Source organism: Staphylococcus sp. HMSC06C11, assembly GCF_001808345.1.
Taxonomy (GTDB): domain Bacteria; phylum Bacillota; class Bacilli; order Staphylococcales; family Staphylococcaceae; genus Staphylococcus; species Staphylococcus capitis.
The window spans coordinates 154012-176504 of the sequence record NZ_KV793047.1; the positions used below are offsets into that span (position 1 = coordinate 154012).

Here is a 22493-nt window from a genome sequence, read left to right on the forward strand (position 1 = left end):
AACAGGGTGCCTATTTTTATTATATTATTTGGATGTTTTACAACGTTTCTATGGCATTTGTGAGAACGACGTTAGTTAAATTAAAATCTTCACAATCTAACTCTGTTGTAGCTTGAAAATGTAGCGTAAAAGCTATAAAATTAGAATTGGATTAAAAATTGTCTTTTGTGTGAACAACTAAAGATTTAACCTTGATAAAAGACGTAATAATTTAAGATGTCGACGAAGTCTATAACAATAGGGCAATTTACCTTGTCATAAGTTTATAGCCTTTATCTTCATTTTGGTTAAAATATTATGAAAGCTTAGGTGAATTAGAGATGGCTCAAGATCGTAAGAAAGTGCTAGTTTTAGGTGCCGGTTATGCTGGTTTACAAACAGTTACTAAATTACAAAAAGAAATTTCTGCAGACGAAGCAGAAATTACTTTAATTAATAAGAATGAATATCACTATGAATCAACTTGGTTACATGAAGCTTCTGCTGGTACAATCAATTATGAAGATTTATTATATCCAGTTGAAAGTGCTGTAAAACAAGATAAAGTTAACTTCGTAGTTGCTGAAGTGACAAAAATTGACCGCAATGCTAAACGCGTCGAAACTGACAAGGGAGTATATGACTACGATATCTTAGTAGTAGCTTTAGGTTTCGTAAGTGAAACATTTGGCATTGAAGGTATGAAAGACTATGCTTTCCAAATCGAGAACGTATTAACTTCTCGTAAATTATCTCGTCACATTGAAGATAAATTTGCTAATTACGCAGCTTCTAAAGAAAAAGATGATAAAGATTTATCAATCTTAGTAGGTGGGGCTGGCTTCACTGGAATTGAATTCTTAGGTGAATTAACAGATAGAATTCCAGAATTATGCAGTAAATATGGTATCGATCAAAGTAAAGTTAAATTAACTTGTGTTGAAGCGGCACCAAAAATGTTACCAATGTTCTCTGATGAACTTGTAAACTACGCGGTTAATTACTTAGAAGACCGTGGTGTAGAATTCAAAATTGCCACTCCAATTGTTGCTTGTAACGAAAAAGGTTTCGTTGTAGAAGTAGATGGAGAAAAACAACAATTAGAAGCTGGTACTTCAGTATGGACTGCTGGTGTACGCGGTAGTAAGTTAATGGAAGAATCATTTGAAGGTGTTAAACGTGGTCGTATCATTAATAAGCAAGATTTAACTATCGAAGGTCACGATGATATTTTTGTTATTGGTGATTGTTCAGCATTCATTCCAGCTGGTGAAGAACGTCCATTACCAACAACTGCACAAATTGCAATGCAACAAGGTGAACATGTTGCCAAAAATATCAAACATATCTTAAATGGTGAATCTAAAGAAGACTTCCAATACGTAAATCGTGGTACAGTATGCTCATTAGGTGCTCATGATGGTGTAGGTATCGTTTACGGTAGAGATATTACTGGTAAAAAAGCTGCATTAATGAAAAAAGTTATTGATACACGTGCCGTATTCAAACTCGGTGGTATCGGCTTAGCATTCAAAAAAGGTAAATTCTAAACTAAGCTAATTATATATAAATGTATTTCACCCTTCTGTTTATTAAGCAGGAGGGTTTTTTAATAGGAAACCTATAATACGTTATACATAAATGGAGGTATTTTATGAACATTTACATCAATGAAAAATCTAACACATATATTGAAACGCTCATCGTAGGATTACCAGAACACATTAATCAATTAAGAGACATTAAATATAAGAATCAATCAATTATTGAACAACTTGAGACGTTGAAGCAACATCATATTATTGGAAGCTCGGTTGGAAAGATATCGTCTACTTTGCTTTACATAAATGATCAGCCAAAGCGATTGTTAACAGTGGGATTGGGTAATCTTAAAGAGCTTTCTTATCAGCGATTATTAAAAGTTTGGGGATATACGTTTCAGTATTTAAAACAAGAACATATTAATGAAGCTGAAGTTCTTATAGATACATTTATGTCTAAACATAATGACGTAGTAGAGGTGGCTAAAACTCTCGGATTGCAGAGTGAACAATCCATTTATCAATTTGATAATTATAAATCAGATAAAAAAGCGCCTTATCAACCATCTATTTATTTACAAACTGAACATGATGAGATTGCTTCTGCTATTAATGAAGGTCAACAACTAGGGATGTCTATTAATTTAGCACGTGAGCTAAGTCTAATGCCTCCTAACATATTAACACCACAATATTTTGCTGAAGAAATTGAAGGTCATTTTAAAGATAAAAAGGTATCAGTAGATATTAAAGATGCGGAAACAATTGTATCAGAGGGCTTTGGGCTTTTACATGCAGTCGGAAAAGGTTCGGTGAATGGTCCTCGTTTAATAACAATAACTTACAATGGCGGAAAGTCGAATGATGCACCCATTGCTTTAGTAGGTAAAGGTATTACATATGACTCAGGTGGATATAGCATTAAATCTAAAATCGGTATGCAGACAATGAAATTCGATATGTGTGGGGCCGCAAACGTTGTTGGAATGATAGATATTATCGAGAGATTAAAATTGCCAGTTAATGTAGTGGGAGTTATTGCTTCAGCTGAGAATATGATTAATGAAAAGTCTATGAAACCAGATGATGTTTTTACGGCACTCAGCGGCAAAACTGTTGAAATGTTAAATAGTGATGCTGAAGGACGTATGGTGCTAGGTGATGCCGTTACATATGCTACGCAATTTCAACCACAACTTATTATGGATTTCGCCACTTTAACTGGTGCAGCAATTGTGGCACTTGGAGAGGATAAAGCAGCTGCTTTTCAATCTCACGCTAAAAATGAAATCAACAGTCTGTTAGATATAGCTAAATCAGTAGATGAAAAAGTGTTTGAATTACCTATCACAGATACTGAAAAGCAGTTAATTAGAAATTCGGACATAGCAGACTTAGTCAATCATACGAATGGACAAGGTAAAGCATTATTTGCAGCAGCATTTATTACGCATTTTAGTGGTCTGACACCTCATATCCATTTTGATATTGCAGGACCAGCTACGATTAATAAATCAACTTTTAAAGGTCCAAAAGGGCCAACAGGTTATATGATTCCTACTGTAGTAGAATGGTTGAAACAACAATACCAGTAACACCCTTAGAGTTGTAAAGATGATGTTCATTATGTGTGAAAGCATAATAGTATGTAATTAGTAGTTCTGAGGTTTTCCACAATTGACTTTAATTGAAGAATGTTTTTAACAAATATTTCATCACTTACCATCTCTTGACATAAATGACTCGGGTTAAAAGAAGCTGGAATCTAGCACACTTTTAATCCAGTCATTGATTACGAGTAGGATAATTAAGACTACAACAATAAAATATTTTGCATCATATTTTATATTGACATTAAATTTGTGTCTTGGTACTATTTAAAACATAAATACTTTAGTTCGATAGAGTGGTAAAGGATGGGGAGCGACATGATCAATGCAGTTGTTATAGCAGTTATATTAATGATCGTCTTATGTTTATGTAGACTCAATGTAGTCATTAGTTTATTTATAAGTGCACTCATAGGTGGTTTAATTTCTGGTATGAGTGTAGAGAAAGTCATCAGTGTTTTTGGGAAGAATATTACCGATGGAGCAGAGGTTGCTTTAAGCTACGCTTTACTAGGTGGTTTTGCAGCACTCATTTCTTATAGCGGGATTACTGATTATCTCGTTGGAAAAATTATTGAAGGCATCCATTCAGAAAATAGCAGACTTTCACGTATAAAAGTAAAAGTTATTATTATTCTTGCTTTATTAGCAATGAGTATTATGAGCCAAAATCTTATTCCAGTACATATAGCTTTTATTCCAATAGTTATTCCTCCATTAATTAGTTTATTCAATGATTTAAAAATTGATAGACGACTCATTGGTTTAGTAATCGGCTTTGGTTTATGTTGGCCTTACGTTTTACTTCCATATGGCTTTGGTCAAATCTTCCATCAAATCATTCAAAGTGGTTTCCAAAAAGCGCATCACCCAATTGAATTCAGTATGATTTGGAAGGCGATGTTAATTCCTTCAATGGGTTATATTGTAGGACTTATATTAGGTTTTATCGTGTATCGTAAACCAAGAAACTACGTACAACGTAATGTTGATGAACGTGAAACAGTCACTGAATTAAAGCCTTATGTTTTAATCGTGACAATCATTGCGATTTTAGCGACATTTATTGTCCAAACTTTTACAGATTCAATGATTTTTGGTGCGCTTGCAGGTGTGCTCGTTTTCTTTATTTCTAGAGTTTATAAGTGGTATGAACTAGATGAACAGTTTGTTGATGGTATTAAAATCATGGCGTATATTGGGGTAGTAATACTGACAGCTAACGGCTTTGCAGGGGTTATGAATGCAACGGGTGATATTGATACATTGGTTAAAGATTTAACAAGTATCACTGGTGATCATAAATTAATTAGTATTATTGTCATGTATATTATTGGTCTTATTGTTACTTTGGGTATCGGTTCATCATTTGCAACGATACCAATTATCGCATCATTATTTATACCATTCGGCGCATCTATTGGTCTTGATACTATGGCGCTTATCGCCTTAATTGGTACGGCAAGTGCTCTTGGTGATTCAGGTTCACCAGCGAGTGATTCTACTTTAGGCCCTACGGCAGGACTCAATATCGATGGACAGCACGATCATATACGAGATACGTGTATTCCGAACTTCTTGTTTTATAATATACCTCTAATTATTTTTGGTACGATTGCAGCTATGGTACTATAAAACTTGAAATGAGGTGTGTAAAGCGTGACCAATCTTTTGGAGACATTTGAAATGCGTGTTGAAGAAGAGGATGAAGGTGTTGTAATAATTTCAATGCCTGTTACAGACAAGGTTAAACAACCATTCGGATATTTACATGGGGGTGCAAGTCTCGCCTTAGGTGAAACAGCATGTTCTTTGGGTGCTGCTAATTTAATAGATACAACTCAATATATTCCTCTTGGCTTAGAAATGAATGCTAATCACATACATTCAACAAAAGAGGGACGTGTCACAGCAATTGCTAAGATCATACATCAAGGTCGTACAACACAAGTATGGAATGTTGAAATCAAAAATGACTCGAATCAATTAATTAGTATTATGCGTGGCACTATTGCTATCAAATCAATCAAATAAAAAAGATGCTCCTTTTAATGGTTTAAAGACGATTTAGTCTACATTAGAGGGAGCACTTTTTTAGTTTATGATATCTTTTTATTTAAACGATGTAATGCTTTACTAATTCTCTCAGCACCTTCTTTTCCACCCATGATATTTCTCGCAAAGGGTCCCAATTCTAAATCAGCAAGTCCCCCCACAACAAACAATTGAGGTAGCCATTCAAGTTCCTCACTTAATGAAGGATAGCCACACGAATTTAATGGGGCTTGTTCATCATAGATAAGATGTTGAATCAAAGGTTGATTACAGATTTTATTAACAAAGCCAGTGGCAAGTAAAATATGATGATATTTATAATGACAACCATTGGAAGTGATAGTCTTATTATTTATTTCATCTATAGGTGAATGGTGAATCATTAACCGACCCGCTTGTTCTTGTTTCTTCAATCGTAAAAATAACTCCATGGGCATTGAGCCCTTATGACGTTCTTCATTAATGACGTTTAAACGCGCTTCTGGTGAAGATATTGCTAGCAAGTGATTCATGCGTTTTGGGCCCAACCACCCAGGATCTGCATCAAAATCGTGTATTTCAATGTTTTTATTAAGCCATAAATGTAATTTATTATTATTATCTTGATGATTAATTAATTTTAATGTTAAATGCGCTGCTGAAATCCCTGAACCAACTATATGATTAGCCTTTTCTTCAATTGTTTGATCATAATTCTTATCAAATATATGAGTTACTTTAGGTTTATTAATAAATTGCGAAGGTATAAATGGTTGATGATTACATCCATTTGCTATAACTACGCAATCGGTAAGGATTGACTCTCCGTTATGTAATTCAATTTGCCATTTGCCTTGTTGATTACTCATAATTTTAGAAGCAATGCTTTGAATATGACTTTTGTTTAAATCGTATTGATGTACTAAATCATGAATATGATGCATAAACATATCTCTTTGAGGACGTTTATATGGGCCGTAATATGCCGAAGTATATTGATTTAATTTAGCATATTGTTTTAAATGAAAAGGTTGGGGATGTATATGATGCACAAATGGCGATCTTAAGAAAGGCATACTTATACGTTTGGTATACTCGTTGAATTGTTCACATAGGGAAGGATAAGGATCAATAATAGTTAGTTGATTGCTACTTATTCCTTCATTTCTTAGTTTAATTGCTACAGTTGTACCTTGAATTCCGCCACCAATAATAGTCCAATGCATGTAAAGCACTCCCTTAACTTTCTTATTTTTAAATCGGAATAATTACGATTTAAATCATATCACATTTTATGCATATAGACAAAAGACTATTGATGTATTATGTCGTATAAAAAAACTCTAAGGAAATATGTTTTATTATTTCCTTAGAGTTTTAGAACTATAATTTTGTATCCTTCATATCTTCTTTAATTTCATCAACTTTTGTATCTTTACTGTAAGGTGTTTGAATATTGTAGGCTGCTTTCATAATCATGTGACTAGAAAGTGGACCAGTTATGAAAACGAAGATAATGCCGATGATTAATTGCATATTGACGTAGCCTTCAGTGCCGATGAAATACAGGAAGGCACCAAAGAGTAGAAACATCGCCCCAAGTGTTGCTGCTTTACCGGCAGCATGGGCACGTGAGTAAACATCTTTTAGTCTGATTAAGCCTATCGCTGCAAAGGCACTAATCAAAGCACCTAACATGACAAAGATTACGGCAATACTAATGATGATCGTTGTTATCATGTTTAATCACCTTACCTTCATCCATAAATTTAGAAAAAACTGCAGTACCTAAGAAAGCTAGTATACCTACCATTAAAATAACTACTAGCATGTATTTAATATTTAATAAAATACTAAATAGGGCAATCACAGCCATCAACTGTAGTCCAATAGCATCAAGTGCAACAACACGATCGGCTAAAGAAGGGCCCAGAATGACACGTACTAACATGGCTAACATTGAAGCTACAACAATAATTAATGCAATAATAATGAAAATATTATGTGTCATTCGTTTTCACCCACCTTTCTTACTACCTTTTCTAATGAAGTTTTTATACTTTCAACTTCTTCCTCTTTAGTACTAAAGTCAATCGCATGAATGTATATTTTCCTACGATCATCACTAATGCCTAATACCACAGTTCCTGGGGTTAACGTAATAAGATTTGAAAGTAAGACAATTTGCCAGTCTGTCTTAAGATCTGTTTCATACACGAAAAAACCTGGTTTATTCGTGATATTTGGTTTGAGGATGATTTTCAGAACATCGAAATTCGCTTTTATCAGTTCACTTAAAAATGTAAGAATTAATACGATGATGCGATAAATTCTTACTAAATAAAAGCGACCTGGCATTACTCGATGTAGGAGGTAAACAAGTATAAGACCAAATAGAAATCCTAGAACAAAGTTATTTAACGTGTAACTATCCGTTACAAATAACCAAATGATAGCGACCAATAAATTGACGATAAATTGTGCGGCCATATTACTTACCTCCTAAAACGCTGTGAATATAGATATTTGGATCAGTGAAAGTTTCAGAACCTTCTTTAACTATAGGGAACAGTAAGTCAGCGGACAAGCCGAATAATACTGTAATAATAGTTGAAATAACGGCGATAGTTGTTAAGTAATTGACGTTCACTTTGCGTGTCATATCATAACCTTTTGCTTCACCGAAGAAACCTTTGAGAAAGATACGTATGACTGAATATAGAACGATTAAGCTTGATAATAAGACAATGATACCGCTTAGGTAGAATCCCTTTTCAAAAGTGGCCTGTACAATATAAAACTTCCCATAGAAACCACTCAATGGTGGTATGCCTGCTAGACTAAGTGCAGCAATAAAGAATGTCCATCCTAATACAGGATAGCTCTTGATTAGACCACCGAAATGTCGCAAGTCTGTTGACTTAGTTATCTTATACATAACTCCTATAAGTAAGAATAGTGAAGCTTTCACTAGCATATCGTGAATAGTGTAGTAAATAGCACCCATCATGCCACTTTCATTCATCATAGATACACCGACTAAAATGACACCAACTGCAATCATAATGTTATATAGAATGATTTTTTTAGTATCATAATAAGCTATGGCACCTACACATCCGAAGATAATTGTAAGTAACGCTAAGAATAGAATGACGTAGTGTGAAAAGCTAACCGTACTATTAAAGAATAAGCTGAGCGTTCTAGCTATAGCGTAGACGCCCACTTTAGTAAGCAGGGCTCCAAAGAATGTGATAATGGCTACAGGTGGTGCGTAATATGCGCCTGGCAACCATACGTACATAGGGAAGACACCAGCTTTAGTTGCAAAGACAAAGATAAATAAGATGAATACGATATTGACTAAGCCACTATCATGAACTGATAAATTAGATAATCTTTCACTAATATGCGCCAAGTTAAGTGTTCCAACTACTGAATAAAGTATCGCTACACCCATAACAAAGAATGAAGAAGAAACAACATTAACTAGAACGTATTTAATCGTTTCTTGAAGTTGAATTTTTGTCGTTCCAACGACTAGTAAACAATAAGAAGACATTAGGAAGACTTCAAAGAACACGAACATATTAAAGATATCACCAGTAGTGAAAGCGCCGATAATACCGATTAACATAAACATAATTGAAAAGTAGTAATAATATCGTTCTCTTTCAATGCCTATAGAACGATAGGAATATAAAATTACTATAATCGTTATAATAATACTTGTGATAATAAGTAAAGCACTAAAAACATCTAATACAAAGACAATGCTGTATGGCGCTTTCCATGAACCTAATTCTACTTTTAAAGGTCCTGAATGTAATACATTTTTTAAATTAAAAAGAGCTACAATCAATGTCAATATTGATCCAGCAAGTGCCACGTAACGTTTAATTAGCGGACGCTTTCCGATAAAGATAAGCAAGATTGCAGTCAAAATAGGTATCACAAGTGTTAAAACGAGCAGGTTACTCTCTTTCATCTTCAGGTGCTCCTTTCATACGCTCAACATTATCTGTTCCAAGTTCCTTATAAGTTCTAAATGCAAGTACTAGGAAGAATGCTGTTGTAGCAAATGCGATAACTATTGCAGTAAGGATTAGTGCTTGAGGTATAGGATCAACATAGCTGGATGTTCCTTTTTCATAGATAGGAACAGTACCATGTTTCAATCCACCCATAGTAATTAAAAATAAATTTGCTGCGTGTGTTAGTAAAGTAGTCCCCATAATAATTCGTATCAAACTTTTAGACAAAACGAGATAGACACTTATTGCTGTGAGAATACCACTAACAAATATCATGATAATTTCCACTATTCGTTCTCTCCAATCGAAATAATAATAGTCATTACAGTTCCTACTACTGCACAAAGTACCCCAAAATCAAAGAACATTGCCGTTGTCATATGCATGGGTTCTAGTAGGGGAAGCGGTATATCAAAAGTGACATGTGTGAAAAAGTTTTTAGACATAAACCAGCTTGCAATGGGTGTACCTACGCAGAACAGTAAGCCTATGCCAATTAAAACTTTGAAGTCCAGAGGAAAAATTTTACGCATTGCTTTTACATCGAATGCGATTGTAATGACTAATAGCGCACTCGCAAACAATAAACCTCCGACGAAGCCACCCCCGGGCGTATAGTGACCTGCTAGAAATAATGAGAAACCGAAGACGATGACCATGAAGAAAATGACGACAGCGGCGTATTGAAACATTAAGTTATTCTTTTGTCTATTCATGGTCATTCACCTCGCTTGATTGATTTCTCTGTTTAAGTCGAAGTTTAATCATCGTATAAACACCTAAACCAGCTATACCTAGTACGGATGACTCAAATAAAGTATCCATGCCACGGAAGTCGACAAGTATAACGTTTACCATATTTTTACCATGAGCTAAATCATATACATGGTCTTGGTAGAATTTTGTAATTGAAGAAAAATGTCTGTTTCCATATCCGATTAAACCTAAAATAATGACTACTAAACCAACACCAACAGAAATGATAGCATTGTTAATTTTGAACGCTGGCGACTCATTATAACGATTTAAATTTGGCAAATGATAGAAACATAATAAGAATAAAGCCGTAGAAATAGATTCAACAACAAACTGAGTTAAAGCTAGGTCAGGTGCTTTAAAGAATATAAATAATACTGAAATTGCATAACCTACAGCACTTAGCATAATTATGCTAAAGAGTCGCGATTTAGCAAATATAATTAAAAGTGAGGCAACGAGTAAGAATAGTACAATGCCACCTTCAAAAATTCTGAACTGACTTACATTTTTAAAATTAATACTAAATGGAACACTGATTAAAGTCACTAATGTAAGTAGTATTAAGATACCGAATATAATGACTAAGTTATTTCTAGAGAAACCAGTAACATAGCTATTGGTCATATTTTCAGAATAACTTGGAATCTTGCGTCCCATAGTATCGTACCAATGATTAAATTTAAGTTGATTAGGTTGAGCTTCTAATAATCGCACCCAATAGCTAAATGTAATGATAAGTAATATACCTATAATATATATAGCTATTGTTGAAATAAATGCTGGTGTAATTCCATGGAAAAGATGGAACTCGGCAGTTATTCCTGTAGATTGACTCACTGATTGAGTTGCAGGCTCGATAATAGATTGCGTTAAAATGCTTGGGAAAAGTCCAAATACAATAACTAAAAGAGTTAAAATAATTGGAGATAAAAGCATTAAAATTGATGATTCATGTGCAGATTGTGGTAAACTTTCACGCTTATATTTACCAAAGAATATATGCATAATAAATTTAATTGAATACACGAAAGTGAAAATACTACCTACAATCGCTATGATTGGGAATATAAAGCCTAAAGTACTGAGGCTCATTAAATTCGCATGTGTCACATCAATCATTGCTTCTAAAAATTTTTCTTTTGATAAGAAGCCGTTAAATGGTGGAACTCCAGCCATACTTAATGCAGTAATAACTGTGATAGTAAATGATATAGGCATGATTGTAAGTAATCCACCTAATTTTCTTACATCTCGAGTACCTGTAGAGTGATCAACACCACCAGTAATCATGAATAATGCACCTTTAAATGTTGCATGGTTGATTAAATGGAAAATGGCAGCAATGAAACCTGCAACATAAACTTGGCTATCAGCACCATTGTAGTGATAACTCACTGCACCTATACCTAACATGGACATAATCATTCCAAGTTGAGATACAGTTGAAAATGCCAAAATGCCTTTTAAATCTTGTTGTTTTGTGGCATTTAATGAAGCCCAAAAAAGTGTGACTAATCCTACTAAAGTGATTGTCCATACCCAACCTTCAGATATAGCAAAGATGGGCGTCATTCTTGCTATTAAATACAGTCCAGCTTTAACCATTGTAGCTGAATGAAGGTAAGCACTTACTGGTGTAGGTGCTTCCATTGCATCAGGTAGCCAAATGTAAAATGGTACTTGAGCTGATTTAGTAAACGCGCCAATCATGACTAATACCATTGCCAAGATAAAGAAAGGACTATTTTGTATGTCACTTGCTTTTTCAATCATCGTTTGAATGCTGAATGTATGGGCGGCTAACGATAATAGGATAATTCCTCCTAACAAGCTTAATCCGCCTAGAACGGTAATAATTAGTGATTTTTGCGCACCATAAATTGATGCTTTTTTCTCTCTCCAAAATGAGATAAGTAAAAAACTTGAAAATGAAGTTAACTCCCAAAATAAATATAAAATAATTAAATTATCTGAAAGTACAACTCCTAGCATTGCACCCATAAATAGTAATAAATAACAATAAAAATTCCCAAGTTGCTCAGATTTACTTAAGTAGCCAATGGAATATAAAACAACCAAGCTACCTATGCCTGTTATAAGGAGGCTAAAGAGTAATCCAAGGCCATCCACAAATAGATTAAAATTCATTCCAAAATGTGGCATCCAATTTAAGGTTTTCATTACTGTATTACCTGACTTCGTAATAGAAATCATAGATAAGAAATAGATAAATAAGAGTATTGGAACAGGTAATACAAACCATCCTAAGTGTATACGTTTAACGAACCGATACAGGATAGGAATAATGAGTGCGAATATTAACGGTAATAGTACCGCAATATGTAACAAACTCATTATGTTGTCCTCCTTTAAAAAATATTTATGACTTACATTATACATGAATGCTCTTAGTCTGAAAAACCTCTTAATCGCTTGAAGGCATTGATTTTGAGGGACTGTTAAATAAGAAGAAACACGTTAAATTTCACAGAAAAAATTTAAGTTTTGTAAACGTTCACGACATTTTTAAAAGAATTTTAGACAAATTCTCTTTTATATTGAATTGAATAATCCTCTTTAAGTTCATTTAAATTTTTAAGTGAGAGACGTGCATGTTCAGAATCATCATCCTTTAATTGATGTTCTAAATCTGTAATAGCTTGTTGAAGTGAATCCTCGTAATTCATTTCTTCTACATTGAATTCTCGTAGCTGTGAACGTTTTGCATATCGTTTTTCAAAGTGGCTTAAAGCCTTACGCTCATGAAAGTAGACACCTTTAGTTTCGTTAGGATTATGTAAATCACCTTGTTTAGGGTGTTTAATGACTTGTTCAACTTGTACTAAAACCTGATCGTCATTCTCTTCTCTAATAGTTACACCATAACTACCAGTCTTGTGAGAAAATCGATATAACATGCTATATTCCTTCCTTTCAAATGTGTTAAGATATGCTTATATCATAACATGAATGGAGAATTTAAATGGCGAACTATCCTCAGTTAAATACAGAGATTCAAGATAACGAAATTAAAGTCGTTATGCATACAAATAAGGGAGATATGACTTTTAAACTTTTCCCAAACATTGCCCCTAAAACAGTTGAAAATTTTGTGACACATTCTAAGAACGGATATTATGATGGCGTGACATTCCATAGAGTAATCAATGATTTTATGGTTCAAGGTGGCGACCCAACTGCTACTGGTATGGGCGGTGAAAGTATCTATGGTGGAGCATTTGAAGATGAATTCTCTTTAGAAGCTTTCAATTTATACGGTGCACTTTCAATGGCAAACGCTGGACCAAATACTAATGGTTCTCAATTCTTTGTAGTCCAAATGAAAGAAGTTCCTGAAAATATGCTAAATCAATTACTTGATGGTGGCTGGCCTCAACCTATAGTTGAAGCTTATGGTGAAAAGGGTGGTACACCTTGGTTAGACCAAAAACACACAGTATTTGGTCAATTGATTGATGGGGAATCTACTTTAGAAGATATCGCTAATACTAAAGTAGGCGCTCAAGATAAACCAGTTTATGACGTGGTTATCGAATCTATCGACGTTGAAGAATAAGATTAAACGTTAAAATGTTTTAAATGAATTAAAGCTTTAAGTCATTATATGTCTGGTTGATGTATATGACTTAAAGCTTTTTTTGTAGCTTTAAAATAGATTAAAAAGGTACGCGTTACACAACAATTTTTAGAATAATTGAAATTTATTATCGTTTTAGTTAGTCCATAAAAATGATTTATGCTATGATATGTGTGTTAAGAAAAATCGAAATAAGGGGTTATCACGTTGAATAATCACTATAAAGTAGGTCAACATATCAAGGTACGTGTGACTGGTATTCAACCGTATGGCGCATTTGTTGAGACCCCTGACCATACTGAAGGACTAATCCATATCTCTGAAATCATGGATGACTATGTCCATAACTTGAAGAAATTTCTATCTGAGGGACAAATTGTAAAAGCTAAAATTTTATCCATCGATGATGAAGGAAAATTAAACTTGTCTTTAAAAGATAATGATTACTTTAAAAATTATGAACGTAAAAAAGAAAAACAGTCAGTCTTAGATGAAATAAGAGAGACGGAAAAGTATGGGTTTCAAACACTTGAAGAACGCTTACCGGTCTGGATCAAACAGTCTAAACGTGCCATTCGTAACGACTGAATGACTGTACATTCGTGCCAATATGTGATGAACTCACTAAGAGTAATTCATCGCATCATAACGATAATCTTTACGATATATAGTCGTAGGATTATCGTTTTCTTTTTGTCTTAAAAGCAATTTTTAATTTATAAATTTAAATACGTTCTATCTTTGAAAAAATAAAAAGTGATACTAAGGAACACAGATTTAAGAAATCTGCGTAATCTCAACTAATTACCTTTCTAAAGGTAAAGTTTCGATAAAAATGCACGTGCAAGCAAAAAATTAGAGATATTTAAAACTTGCATGATATAGTCGTGACAACATAAAAACAAGGAGAGTATTAACACATGAATAATAAATATAAATCTTTATTCGAACCACTCGTGTTACCTAATGGTGTAGAATTGAGAAATCGTTTTGTTTTAGCTCCATTAACTCATATTTCATCGAATGATGATGGAACGATTTCTGATGTAGAAATTCCATATATTGAAAAACGTTCTAAAGATGTAGGACTTGCTATTAATGCTGCAAGTAATGTTAATGATGTTGGGAAAGCTTTCCCAGGACAGCCCTCAGTAGCTCATGATTCTGACATTGAAGGCCTAAAAGAACTTGCAAAAGCAATGAAGAAAAATGGTGCGAAAGCAATAGTACAAATTCACCATGGTGGTGCTCAAGCTTTACCTAATCTAACACCACAAGGTGATGTTGTCGCACCTAGTCCTATTACACTCAAGAGTTTTGGTCAGCAAGAACCTCACGAAGCGCGTGAGATGACTTCTGACGAAATAGAACAAACGATTAAAGATTTTGGAGAAGCAACAAGAAGAGTGATTGAGGCAGGTTTTGATGGTGTAGAAATCCATGGCGCGAATCATTACCTTATCCACCAATTTGTGTCACCTTATTATAATAGAAGAAACGATGTTTGGGCAGATAATCTTAAATTCCCAATGTCAGTTATAGAAGAAGTTGTTAAAGCTAAAAAAAATATGCTAATGATGACTTCATAGTGGGTTATAGATTGTCACCTGAAGAAGCAGAATCTCCAGGTATATCAATGGAAATTACTGAACAACTTATTAATCAAATTGCGAATCAACCGTTAGATTATATTCATATTTCTCTCATGGACGTTAATTCTGAAACACGAGATGGTAAATACAAAGGTGAAAATCGTCTTAAACTGATTCATCATTGGATTAATGGTCGTATGCCTCTTATTGGTATTGGCTCAATATTTACACCTGAAGATGCGTTGAATGCCATTGACAATGTCGGTGTAGAACTTGTTGCGTTAGGTCGTGAAATTCTTCTTGATTATGACTTTGTCGGCAAAATTAAAAATGGACAAGAAGATGAAATTATTAGTGAATATGATCCGAATAGAGAAGATCGTCATGAGTTACCACCAAATTTATGGAAACAATTTGATGAAGGATTCTATCCATTGCCTCGTAAAGATAAATAAACATTTCAATACTAAACCAAGTTCCAACTTAATAGAGGGACTTGGTTTATTTTTTATTCTAAAAGGTTGTAAGTTATAAATTAAAAGTTGTGGAAATATTGTAAATTTTGCTTGTAAATTGTAGCAATATTGTGTCATTATATTTGTAAGGGCTTTCAAAGATGTTGGTGTTCACTTTTGATGTGTTTAATTATTGATTTAAAATAGCCGACGCAAAAATTTTTAGAGGGTATTTCATTTTCAATAAAATAAAGCTTGAGAGCCGTTAGAAATCAGTTATGATATTGTTAATAAGTTTCATAATTTTGATAACAAAGGGGAGATATTATGACTAAATCTGAACAAATTATTGAATTGACTAACCACTATGGTGCACATAACTATGTACCACTTCCAATCGTTATTTCGGAAGCGGAAGGTGTATGGGTTAAAGATCCAGAAGGAAATCAATATATGGACATGCTTTCAGCTTATTCTGCGGTAAATCAGGGACACCGTCATCCTAAAATTATTCAAGCTTTGAAAGAACAAGCAGATAAAGTGACTTTAGTTTCTCGCGCATTTCATAGTGATAACTTAGGGGAATGGTATGAGAAAATTTGCAAATTGGCTGGTAAAGATAAAGCATTACCTATGAATACTGGTGCTGAAGCAGTCGAAACTGCATTAAAAGCAGCTCGACGTTGGGCTTATGATGTTAAAGGGATTGAACCTAACCAAGCCGAAATCATAGCGTTTAATGGTAACTTCCATGGTCGTACAATGGCTCCAGTATCACTTTCATCAGAAGCTGAATATCAACGCGGTTATGGTCCTTTACTAGATGGTTTCCATAAAGTTGATTTTGGTGATGTTGATAAGTTGAAAGAGGCAATTAATGAGAACACTGCAGCGATTTTAGTTGAACCTATTCAAGGGGAAGCTGGTATTAATGTACCACCAGAAGGTTATCTTAGAGAGATTAGAGAATTATGTGATGAACACAATATTTTATTTATTGCAGATGAAATCCAAGCAGGTCTAGGTCGTTCTGGTAAACTATTTGCTACAGATTGGGATAATGTTAAACCAGATGTCTACATTTTAGGAAAGGCTTTAGGCGGAGGCGTGTTACCAATTTCTGTAGTTTTGGCAGATAATGAGGTGCTTGATGTATTTACACCAGGATCACACGGTTCAACATTTGGAGGTAATCCGCTTGCTTGTGCAGTTTCTATTGCAGCATTAGATGTAATTATAGATGAAGACTTGCCGGGCCGTTCATTAGAACTAGGTGAATACTTCAAGGGTGAGCTTCAAAAAATTGAACATCCTTCAATTAAGGAAGTTCGCGGAAGAGGTTTATTCATTGGTATAGAGCTTAATGAAAGTGCTAGACCATATTGTGAAGCCTTAAAAGAAAAAGGTTTATTATGTAAAGAAACGCATGATACAGTAATTAGATTTGCACCACCATTAGTTATCACTAAAGAGGAATTAGACCTAGCATTAGATAAAATTAGAAGTGTATTTGAGTAAGTTCAAAAACTTGTAACATTCGCTTTGTAAACCCTTTAAAAAGCGTATACTTGTGTTACAATAAAATTTGAAAGCGAAATCATTAGTTAAAAAGAGGCGAATAGGATCATGACTGAGAATAATAATTTAGTGACTTCCACTCAAGGGATTATTAAAGAAGCATTACACAAATTGGGATTTGACGATGGAATGTACGATCTTATTAAAGAACCATTAAGATTTTTACAAGTTCGCATTCCAGTTCGCATGGATGATGGTACAGTTAAAACTTTTACTGGATATCGTGCACAGCATAATGACGCCGTTGGACCTACTAAAGGTGGGGTACGTTTCCACCCAGAAGTTGATGAAGAAGAAGTTAAAGCGTTATCAATGTGGATGACGTTAAAATGCGGTATCGTTAACTTACCGTATGGTGGTGGTAAAGGTGGTATCGTTTGTGACCCACGTCAAATGAGTATTCATGAGGTTGAACGATTATCTCGTGGGTATGTAAGAGCTATTTCTCAATTCGTTGGACCAAATAAGGATATTCCAGCACCAGACGTATTTACTAACTCACAGATCATGGCATGGATGATGGATGAGTATAGTGCACTAGATAAATTTAACTCACCAGGTTTCATCACTGGTAAACCTATCGTTTTAGGTGGTTCAGAAGGTCGAGACCGTTCAACAGCTTTAGGTGTTGTTATTGCAATTGAACAAGCAGCCAAACGTAGAGGTATGAATGTTAAAGACGCTAGAGTAGTTATTCAAGGTTTTGGTAATGCTGGTAGTTTCTTAGCTAAATTTTTATATGACTTAGGTGCCAAAGTAGTTGGTATTAGTGATGCTTATGGTGCATTACATGACCCTAATGGTTTAGATATAGATTATCTATTAGATCGTCGTGATAGTTTCGGTACAGTGACTAACTTATTTGAAGAAACAATCTCTAACCAAGAATTATTTGAATTAGATTGTGATATTTTAGTACCTGCTGCAATCTCTAATCAAATTACAGAAGATAATGCGCATGATATTAAAGCTGACATTGTTGTTGAGGCGGCTAATGGTCCAACAACTCCAGAAGCTACACGTATTTTAACTGAAAGAGGTATTTTACTTGTTCCAGACGTATTAGCAAGTGCTGGTGGAGTGACAGTATCTTATTTCGAGTGGGTTCAAAATAACCAAGGTTACTACTGGACAGAAGAAGAAGTTAATGAAAAATTACGTGAAAAATTAGTCACTGCATTTGATACAATTTATGAATTAGCTCAAAACAGAAAAATTGATATGAGACTTGCCGCGTATATTGTAGGTATTAAACGTACAGCAGAAGCTGCTCGTTATCGTGGTTGGGCTTAATATTTACAACTATATAAAGAAAGTGATAGGCAAACCTGCAACTTGTAATGAGTTGTAGGTTTTTTAAAGTTAAGAACCAGTTGAGAACTTCCGAAAAATATAAATAAATATATATATTTCAGTTTAAACAAGAAGTACTGATAAAACTGATGATAAATCTTAGTGAGGGTTTTAACGACATATTAAAAGACCTTGTGACATAGTTTAAATATCTCACAAAGTCTTTTTTAATAAGAGATTATTATTGTTGTTTTGAAACTGCTTTATATAAATCAGCATAGTTAGTGAAGACGCCATCTACACCATACTGATTTAAACGTCTCATATCATTAACTTTATTTACTGTATACGGGTGTACTAGGAAACCTAAATCTTTTAAGTGTCTAGTATTTTTTATATTCAAGTCCGTGTATTCTGGACCGACACCCACTGCATATGATTTAATCGCTTTTAAATCTTGTTCTGAAGCGTTTGTTAATTCGAATTTATTCATTAGTTTAATTAAAGGTACATTCGGATTCATTTGATGTAATTTTTGTAAGCTATCTCCGGAAAATGATTGCAACATCACATGTCCATTTTTTAATGAACTATTTGTTAACATACCATGTTGATTTAGAGTATTAAGTAATTGTTTTTCCATTCCTGGATAAACATTCGGTGATTTTGTTTCAATATAATAGTTGGCATTTTTGCCATATCTATCTAAAATTTCATCTAACGTAGGTACTTTTGCATTTTTATAATTCTTGTTGGCATATTTAGGATTTGCTTTGTTAAACCAACTTCCAGCATCAAGCTGTTTTAATTGTTTTAAAGTATAATGATCTACGCGTCCATGGCCATTTGTAGTACGATTTACCGTTTCATCATGCATGGCAACTAAATGACCATCTTTTGTACGTTGTAAATCAATTTCTATGTAAGAAGCGCCTAATTCATTATGACTTTTATCATAAGATTGAAATGTATGTTCAGGAGCATAACCACTTGCACCTCTATGAGCTATAGTTGTATATTTTTCTCCTGTAGGATTAGTAGACCAGTGAGGATGTGAATCGTTTGTTTTTCCACTTACTGAATCAGATTCAGGTTGACGTTTAAAATGGTTATCTTGAGTTGTATTAGTTGTTTGTTGTGTTTGACTTTGATTGGCTTTAACTCCTCTAGTATTAAGGAAGTTAGAGGTAGTAATACAAATGATACCTATAAATAGCACGACCAAACTCGTCAAAACTATTCTTTTAGATTTGAACATAAAAACATCCTTTCAAATTGATGTGATAAATATAAATTACACCATTTTAAAAGGATGAAAAAGAGAATGTGAGAAATTTTATATAAAATTTACTAACTTCAAATATTATTAAAAAACTTAATTAATATTTAACAAATTTCGAAGGTGTCATAACATCATTCAATCATATTTCAAAGATATTAAGCTAATAATGATTTTGCTACATTCAATTGATGTTTAACGGAATCTTGTCCTGTTGAGCCGTAACTTTTACGACGTTTTAAACAATTTTCAGGTTTTAAATAGTCATAAATATCTTCATTAATGCTAGAATGCTGTGCTTGATACACTGATAACGGTACATCAAGAAGATAAATACCTTTGTGAATACAATTTAGCACGATTTTACCAACAATTTCATGTGCAGTTCTAAAAGGAACCCCTTTACTTACTAAGTAATCTGCAAGCTCAGTGGCATTTGAAAAATCTTTTTTTACAGTTTCACTTAATCGATCAGTATTAACAGTCATTGAAGCTATCATACCTTCAAAGATACGTAGAGAACCTTTGACCGTATGAATTGCATCGAATAAACCTTCTTTATCTTCTTGTAAATCTTTGTTGTAAGCTAGAGGCAAACCTTTAAGCGTAACTAGCATACTCATTAAGTGACCTGCCGTTCGTCCAACTTTCCCTCTAATTAATTCTGCCATGTCTGGGTTCTTCTTTTGAGGCATAATAGATGATCCAGTTGAAAAAGCATCTGATAGTGTTATAAATTTAGCTTCATCCGTAGACCAGAAAATAATTTCTTCAGCAAAACGAGATAGATGAACCATAGTTAATGAAATATTATGCAACGTTTCGATAATGTAATCACGGTCGCTCACTGCATCGAGACTATTTTCATAAATATTAGCAAAATCTAAAAGGGCTTGTGTTTCATGTCTATCTATTGGGTGAGTTGTACCACTTAAAGCAGCAGCGCCTAGTGGTGATATATCGATACGTTTCAGACTATCATTGAAGCGTCCTTTATCACGCTCTAACATCCAGAAGTAAGTCATTACATGATGTGCAAAAGAAATAGGTTGTGCACGTTGGAGATGCGTATATCCTGGCATTATCGTATCTACATGTTCTTCAGCAAGTTTAATTATTTCATGTTGAAATGATTTGATTAATTCGATAATATTTTGAACTTCTTCTTTTGTATATAAATGCATATCTGTAGCAACCTGATCATTTCTACTACGTCCTGTATGCAATTTACCACCAGTTTCCCCAATACGTTGAATCAACTCATGCTCAATATTTAGATGTATATCTTCTAATGATGCTTTGAATTCAATATTACCTTCATTAAAATCCTTTTGAATATTTTTTAGTCCTTGAATGATAGACTGAGCTTCATCCTGTGTAATGATATGTTGATTCGCAAGCATTGTGGCATGTGCAATACTACCTTGAATATCTTGATTAATTAAATTTTTATCAAATTCGATTGAAGCATTAAAGTCATCAACCCAATCTTCTGGTTGAGCTTCAAATCTACCTCCCCAAGCTTTACTGCTCATCACTATAACCTCCATGTAACATTACATTTACTTGTGTTGGTAATCCATAGATGTCAATAAATCCTACTGCCGCTTCTTGATTGAATGCATCTTCTTTAGTGTAAGTAGCAAGTTTCTCATCATATAAAGTAAATGGTGATTTTCTACCGTTCACTATTGAGTTGCCTTTAAATAATTTAACTCTTACGTCACCTTCTACATATTGTTGCGTACTATCAATAAAGAGTTTCAAACTATCTGTAAGAGGTGAGAACCATAGTCCATTATAGATTTGTTCTGAAAATTGCTTTTCAATAACTGGTTTAAAGTGAGCAACATCCTTTGTTAAAGTAATTGTTTCTAGCGCCTTGTGAGCTTTGAGTAATACTTCAGCACCAGGAGTCTCATAAATCTCTCTAGATTTAATACCCACCATTCTATTTTCAACGTGGTCAATTCTTCCAATACCATGTTTACCAGCTAATTCATTTAAGTAAAGAATAAGGTCATCGAGTTGATAATCTTTACCGTCAATTTGAACTGGAAGTCCTTTTTTAAATGAAATAATAATCTCATCTGCTTTATCAGGTGTCTGTTCTAGAGGTGTAGTTAAGTCAAATGCATCCTCAGGTGGAGCAGCATAAGGATCTTCTAAAATACCACATTCATTTGCTCTTCCCCATAGATTTTGGTCGATAGAGTAGGGAGAATCGTGATTGATTGAAACTGGAATGTTATGTTTGATTGCGTAATCAATTTCTTCTTCTCTACTCCAAGCCCACTCACGTACAGGTGCAAATGCTTTTAAATTAGGGTTTAATGCTTTAATAGCCACTTCAAAACGTACTTGATCATTTCCTTTACCAGTACATCCATGTGCAATTCCAATAGAATTAGTTTTCTCAGCGATTTCCACTAGCTTTTTAGCAATTAATGGACGAGAAAGTGCAGAAACTAGGGGATATGCATTTTCATACATTAAATTTCCTTTAATTGCATAACTTACATAATCTTCACTAAATTCTTTTGTTGCATCTATAATGTGACATTCAATAGCTCCCATATCTAATGCTTTTTGATATACAACATCAAGATCTTTACCTTCTCCTACGTCTAAGCAACATGCTACGACGTCGTATCCTTTATCAATTAACCATTGCACTGCAACGCTTGTATCTAAACCGCCAGAATAGGCTAAAACAATTTTTTCTTTCATAAGTTTACACC

20 protein-coding genes and 1 pseudogene are annotated in these 22493 nt (G+C 34.0%); 9 read left to right on the forward strand and 12 right to left on the reverse strand.

All coding sequences use genetic code 11. The features are described from left to right. Positions 1-320 precede the first annotated feature (320 nt). The 4 genes from HMPREF3154_RS09195 to HMPREF3154_RS09210 all read left to right on the forward strand — a co-directional run bounded on the left by HMPREF3154_RS09195 (position 321) and on the right by HMPREF3154_RS09210 (position 5164). Entirely contained in the window at positions 321-1529 is a 1209-nt protein-coding gene (locus HMPREF3154_RS09195) for an NAD(P)/FAD-dependent oxidoreductase (protein ID WP_002469921.1), read from the forward strand. A gap of 104 nt (positions 1530-1633) precedes the next feature. Continuing rightward, positions 1634-3115, forward strand: coding sequence for a M17 family metallopeptidase (locus HMPREF3154_RS09200; protein WP_023350615.1), 1482 nt, complete (start codon positions 1634-1636; stop codon positions 3113-3115). Positions 3116-3448: 333 nt separating this feature from the next. Continuing rightward, entirely contained in the window at positions 3449-4765 is a 1317-nt protein-coding gene (locus HMPREF3154_RS09205) for a Na+/H+ antiporter family protein (protein ID WP_037548539.1), read from the forward strand. Positions 4766-4789: 24 nt separating this feature from the next. Then, entirely contained in the window at positions 4790-5164 is a 375-nt protein-coding gene (locus HMPREF3154_RS09210) for a PaaI family thioesterase (RefSeq protein ID WP_023350613.1), read from the forward strand. A 65-nt stretch (positions 5165-5229) separates the two neighbouring features. Here the strand turns inward: HMPREF3154_RS09210 and HMPREF3154_RS09215 are convergent, their stop codons facing one another. The 9 genes from HMPREF3154_RS09215 to kapB all read right to left on the reverse strand — a co-directional run bounded on the left by HMPREF3154_RS09215 (position 5230) and on the right by kapB (position 12875). Next, complete coding sequence (locus tag HMPREF3154_RS09215; RefSeq protein ID WP_023350612.1) at positions 5230-6390, reverse strand: FAD/NAD(P)-binding protein; 1161 nt, start codon at positions 6388-6390, stop codon at positions 5230-5232. Between the two features lie 157 nt (positions 6391-6547). Continuing rightward, positions 6548-6904, reverse strand: a complete 357-nt coding sequence (gene mnhG1 / locus HMPREF3154_RS09220; RefSeq protein ID WP_023350611.1) for a Na+/H+ antiporter Mnh1 subunit G — start codon at positions 6902-6904, stop codon at positions 6548-6550. After that, entirely contained in the window at positions 6882-7175 is a 294-nt protein-coding gene (gene mnhF1 / locus HMPREF3154_RS09225; RefSeq protein ID WP_002433123.1) for a Na+/H+ antiporter Mnh1 subunit F, read from the reverse strand. Before mnhF1 ends, mnhG1 begins: the two co-directional genes overlap by 23 nt. Next, the gene (gene mnhE1, locus HMPREF3154_RS09230; RefSeq protein ID WP_002433263.1) at positions 7172-7654 is read right to left on the reverse strand and encodes a Na+/H+ antiporter Mnh1 subunit E; all 483 of its coding nucleotides are present in this window, start codon (positions 7652-7654) and stop codon (positions 7172-7174) included. Before mnhE1 ends, mnhF1 begins: the two co-directional genes overlap by 4 nt. Before the next feature lies 1 nt (position 7655). After that, positions 7656-9152, reverse strand: a complete 1497-nt coding sequence (gene mnhD1, locus HMPREF3154_RS09235; RefSeq protein ID WP_023350610.1) for a Na+/H+ antiporter Mnh1 subunit D — start codon at positions 9150-9152, stop codon at positions 7656-7658. Next, complete coding sequence (gene mnhC1 / locus HMPREF3154_RS09240) at positions 9139-9486, reverse strand: Na+/H+ antiporter Mnh1 subunit C (RefSeq protein WP_023350609.1); 348 nt, start codon at positions 9484-9486, stop codon at positions 9139-9141. Before mnhC1 ends, mnhD1 begins: the two co-directional genes overlap by 14 nt. Further along, positions 9486-9914, reverse strand: a complete 429-nt coding sequence (gene mnhB1, locus HMPREF3154_RS09245) for a Na+/H+ antiporter Mnh1 subunit B (protein ID WP_023350608.1) — start codon at positions 9912-9914, stop codon at positions 9486-9488. The genes mnhC1 and mnhB1 overlap by 1 nt, the downstream gene beginning before the upstream one ends. Beyond that, complete coding sequence (locus HMPREF3154_RS09250; RefSeq protein WP_049326437.1) at positions 9907-12312, reverse strand: Na+/H+ antiporter subunit A; 2406 nt, start codon at positions 12310-12312, stop codon at positions 9907-9909. The genes mnhB1 and HMPREF3154_RS09250 overlap by 8 nt, the downstream gene beginning before the upstream one ends. A gap of 182 nt (positions 12313-12494) precedes the next feature. Continuing rightward, a complete protein-coding gene (gene kapB, locus HMPREF3154_RS09255; protein ID WP_023350606.1) occupies positions 12495-12875 on the reverse strand; it encodes a sporulation phosphorelay system protein KapB in 381 nt (126 codons plus the stop codon). 65 nt (positions 12876-12940) lie between these two features. Here kapB and HMPREF3154_RS09260 point away from each other — a divergent pair, with 65 nt between their 5' ends. From HMPREF3154_RS09260 to HMPREF3154_RS09280, 5 genes and pseudogenes are all read left to right on the forward strand, one after another. Continuing rightward, positions 12941-13534 (forward strand): peptidylprolyl isomerase, encoded by a 594-nt coding sequence (locus tag HMPREF3154_RS09260; RefSeq protein WP_002433133.1) that lies wholly within the window; start codon positions 12941-12943, stop codon positions 13532-13534. 228 nt (positions 13535-13762) lie between these two features. Then, positions 13763-14143 (forward strand): S1 domain-containing post-transcriptional regulator Ygs, encoded by a 381-nt coding sequence (gene ygs / locus HMPREF3154_RS09265; protein WP_002433374.1) that lies wholly within the window; start codon positions 13763-13765, stop codon positions 14141-14143. A 332-nt stretch (positions 14144-14475) separates the two neighbouring features. Next, positions 14476-15602 (forward strand): annotated as a pseudogene (locus tag HMPREF3154_RS09270) (NADH-dependent flavin oxidoreductase). 327 nt (positions 15603-15929) lie between these two features. Then, a complete protein-coding gene (locus tag HMPREF3154_RS09275; RefSeq protein WP_023350605.1) occupies positions 15930-17120 on the forward strand; it encodes an ornithine--oxo-acid transaminase in 1191 nt (396 codons plus the stop codon). Positions 17121-17228: 108 nt separating this feature from the next. Beyond that, positions 17229-18473, forward strand: coding sequence for a Glu/Leu/Phe/Val family dehydrogenase (locus HMPREF3154_RS09280; RefSeq protein WP_023350604.1), 1245 nt, complete (start codon positions 17229-17231; stop codon positions 18471-18473). A gap of 241 nt (positions 18474-18714) precedes the next feature. Here the strand turns inward: HMPREF3154_RS09280 and HMPREF3154_RS09285 are convergent, their stop codons facing one another. From HMPREF3154_RS09285 to HMPREF3154_RS09295, 3 genes are all read right to left on the reverse strand, one after another. Further along, entirely contained in the window at positions 18715-19692 is a 978-nt protein-coding gene (locus HMPREF3154_RS09285) for a glycerophosphodiester phosphodiesterase (protein WP_370684875.1), read from the reverse strand. A 218-nt stretch (positions 19693-19910) separates the two neighbouring features. Beyond that, on the reverse strand, positions 19911-21287 hold the full coding sequence (argH, locus tag HMPREF3154_RS09290) for an argininosuccinate lyase (RefSeq protein WP_023350602.1): 1377 nt from the start codon (positions 21285-21287) through the stop codon (positions 19911-19913). After that, positions 21277-22482, reverse strand: coding sequence for an argininosuccinate synthase (locus tag HMPREF3154_RS09295; protein ID WP_070474690.1), 1206 nt, complete (start codon positions 22480-22482; stop codon positions 21277-21279). The genes argH and HMPREF3154_RS09295 overlap by 11 nt, the downstream gene beginning before the upstream one ends. Between the last annotated feature and the right edge of the window lie 11 nt (positions 22483-22493).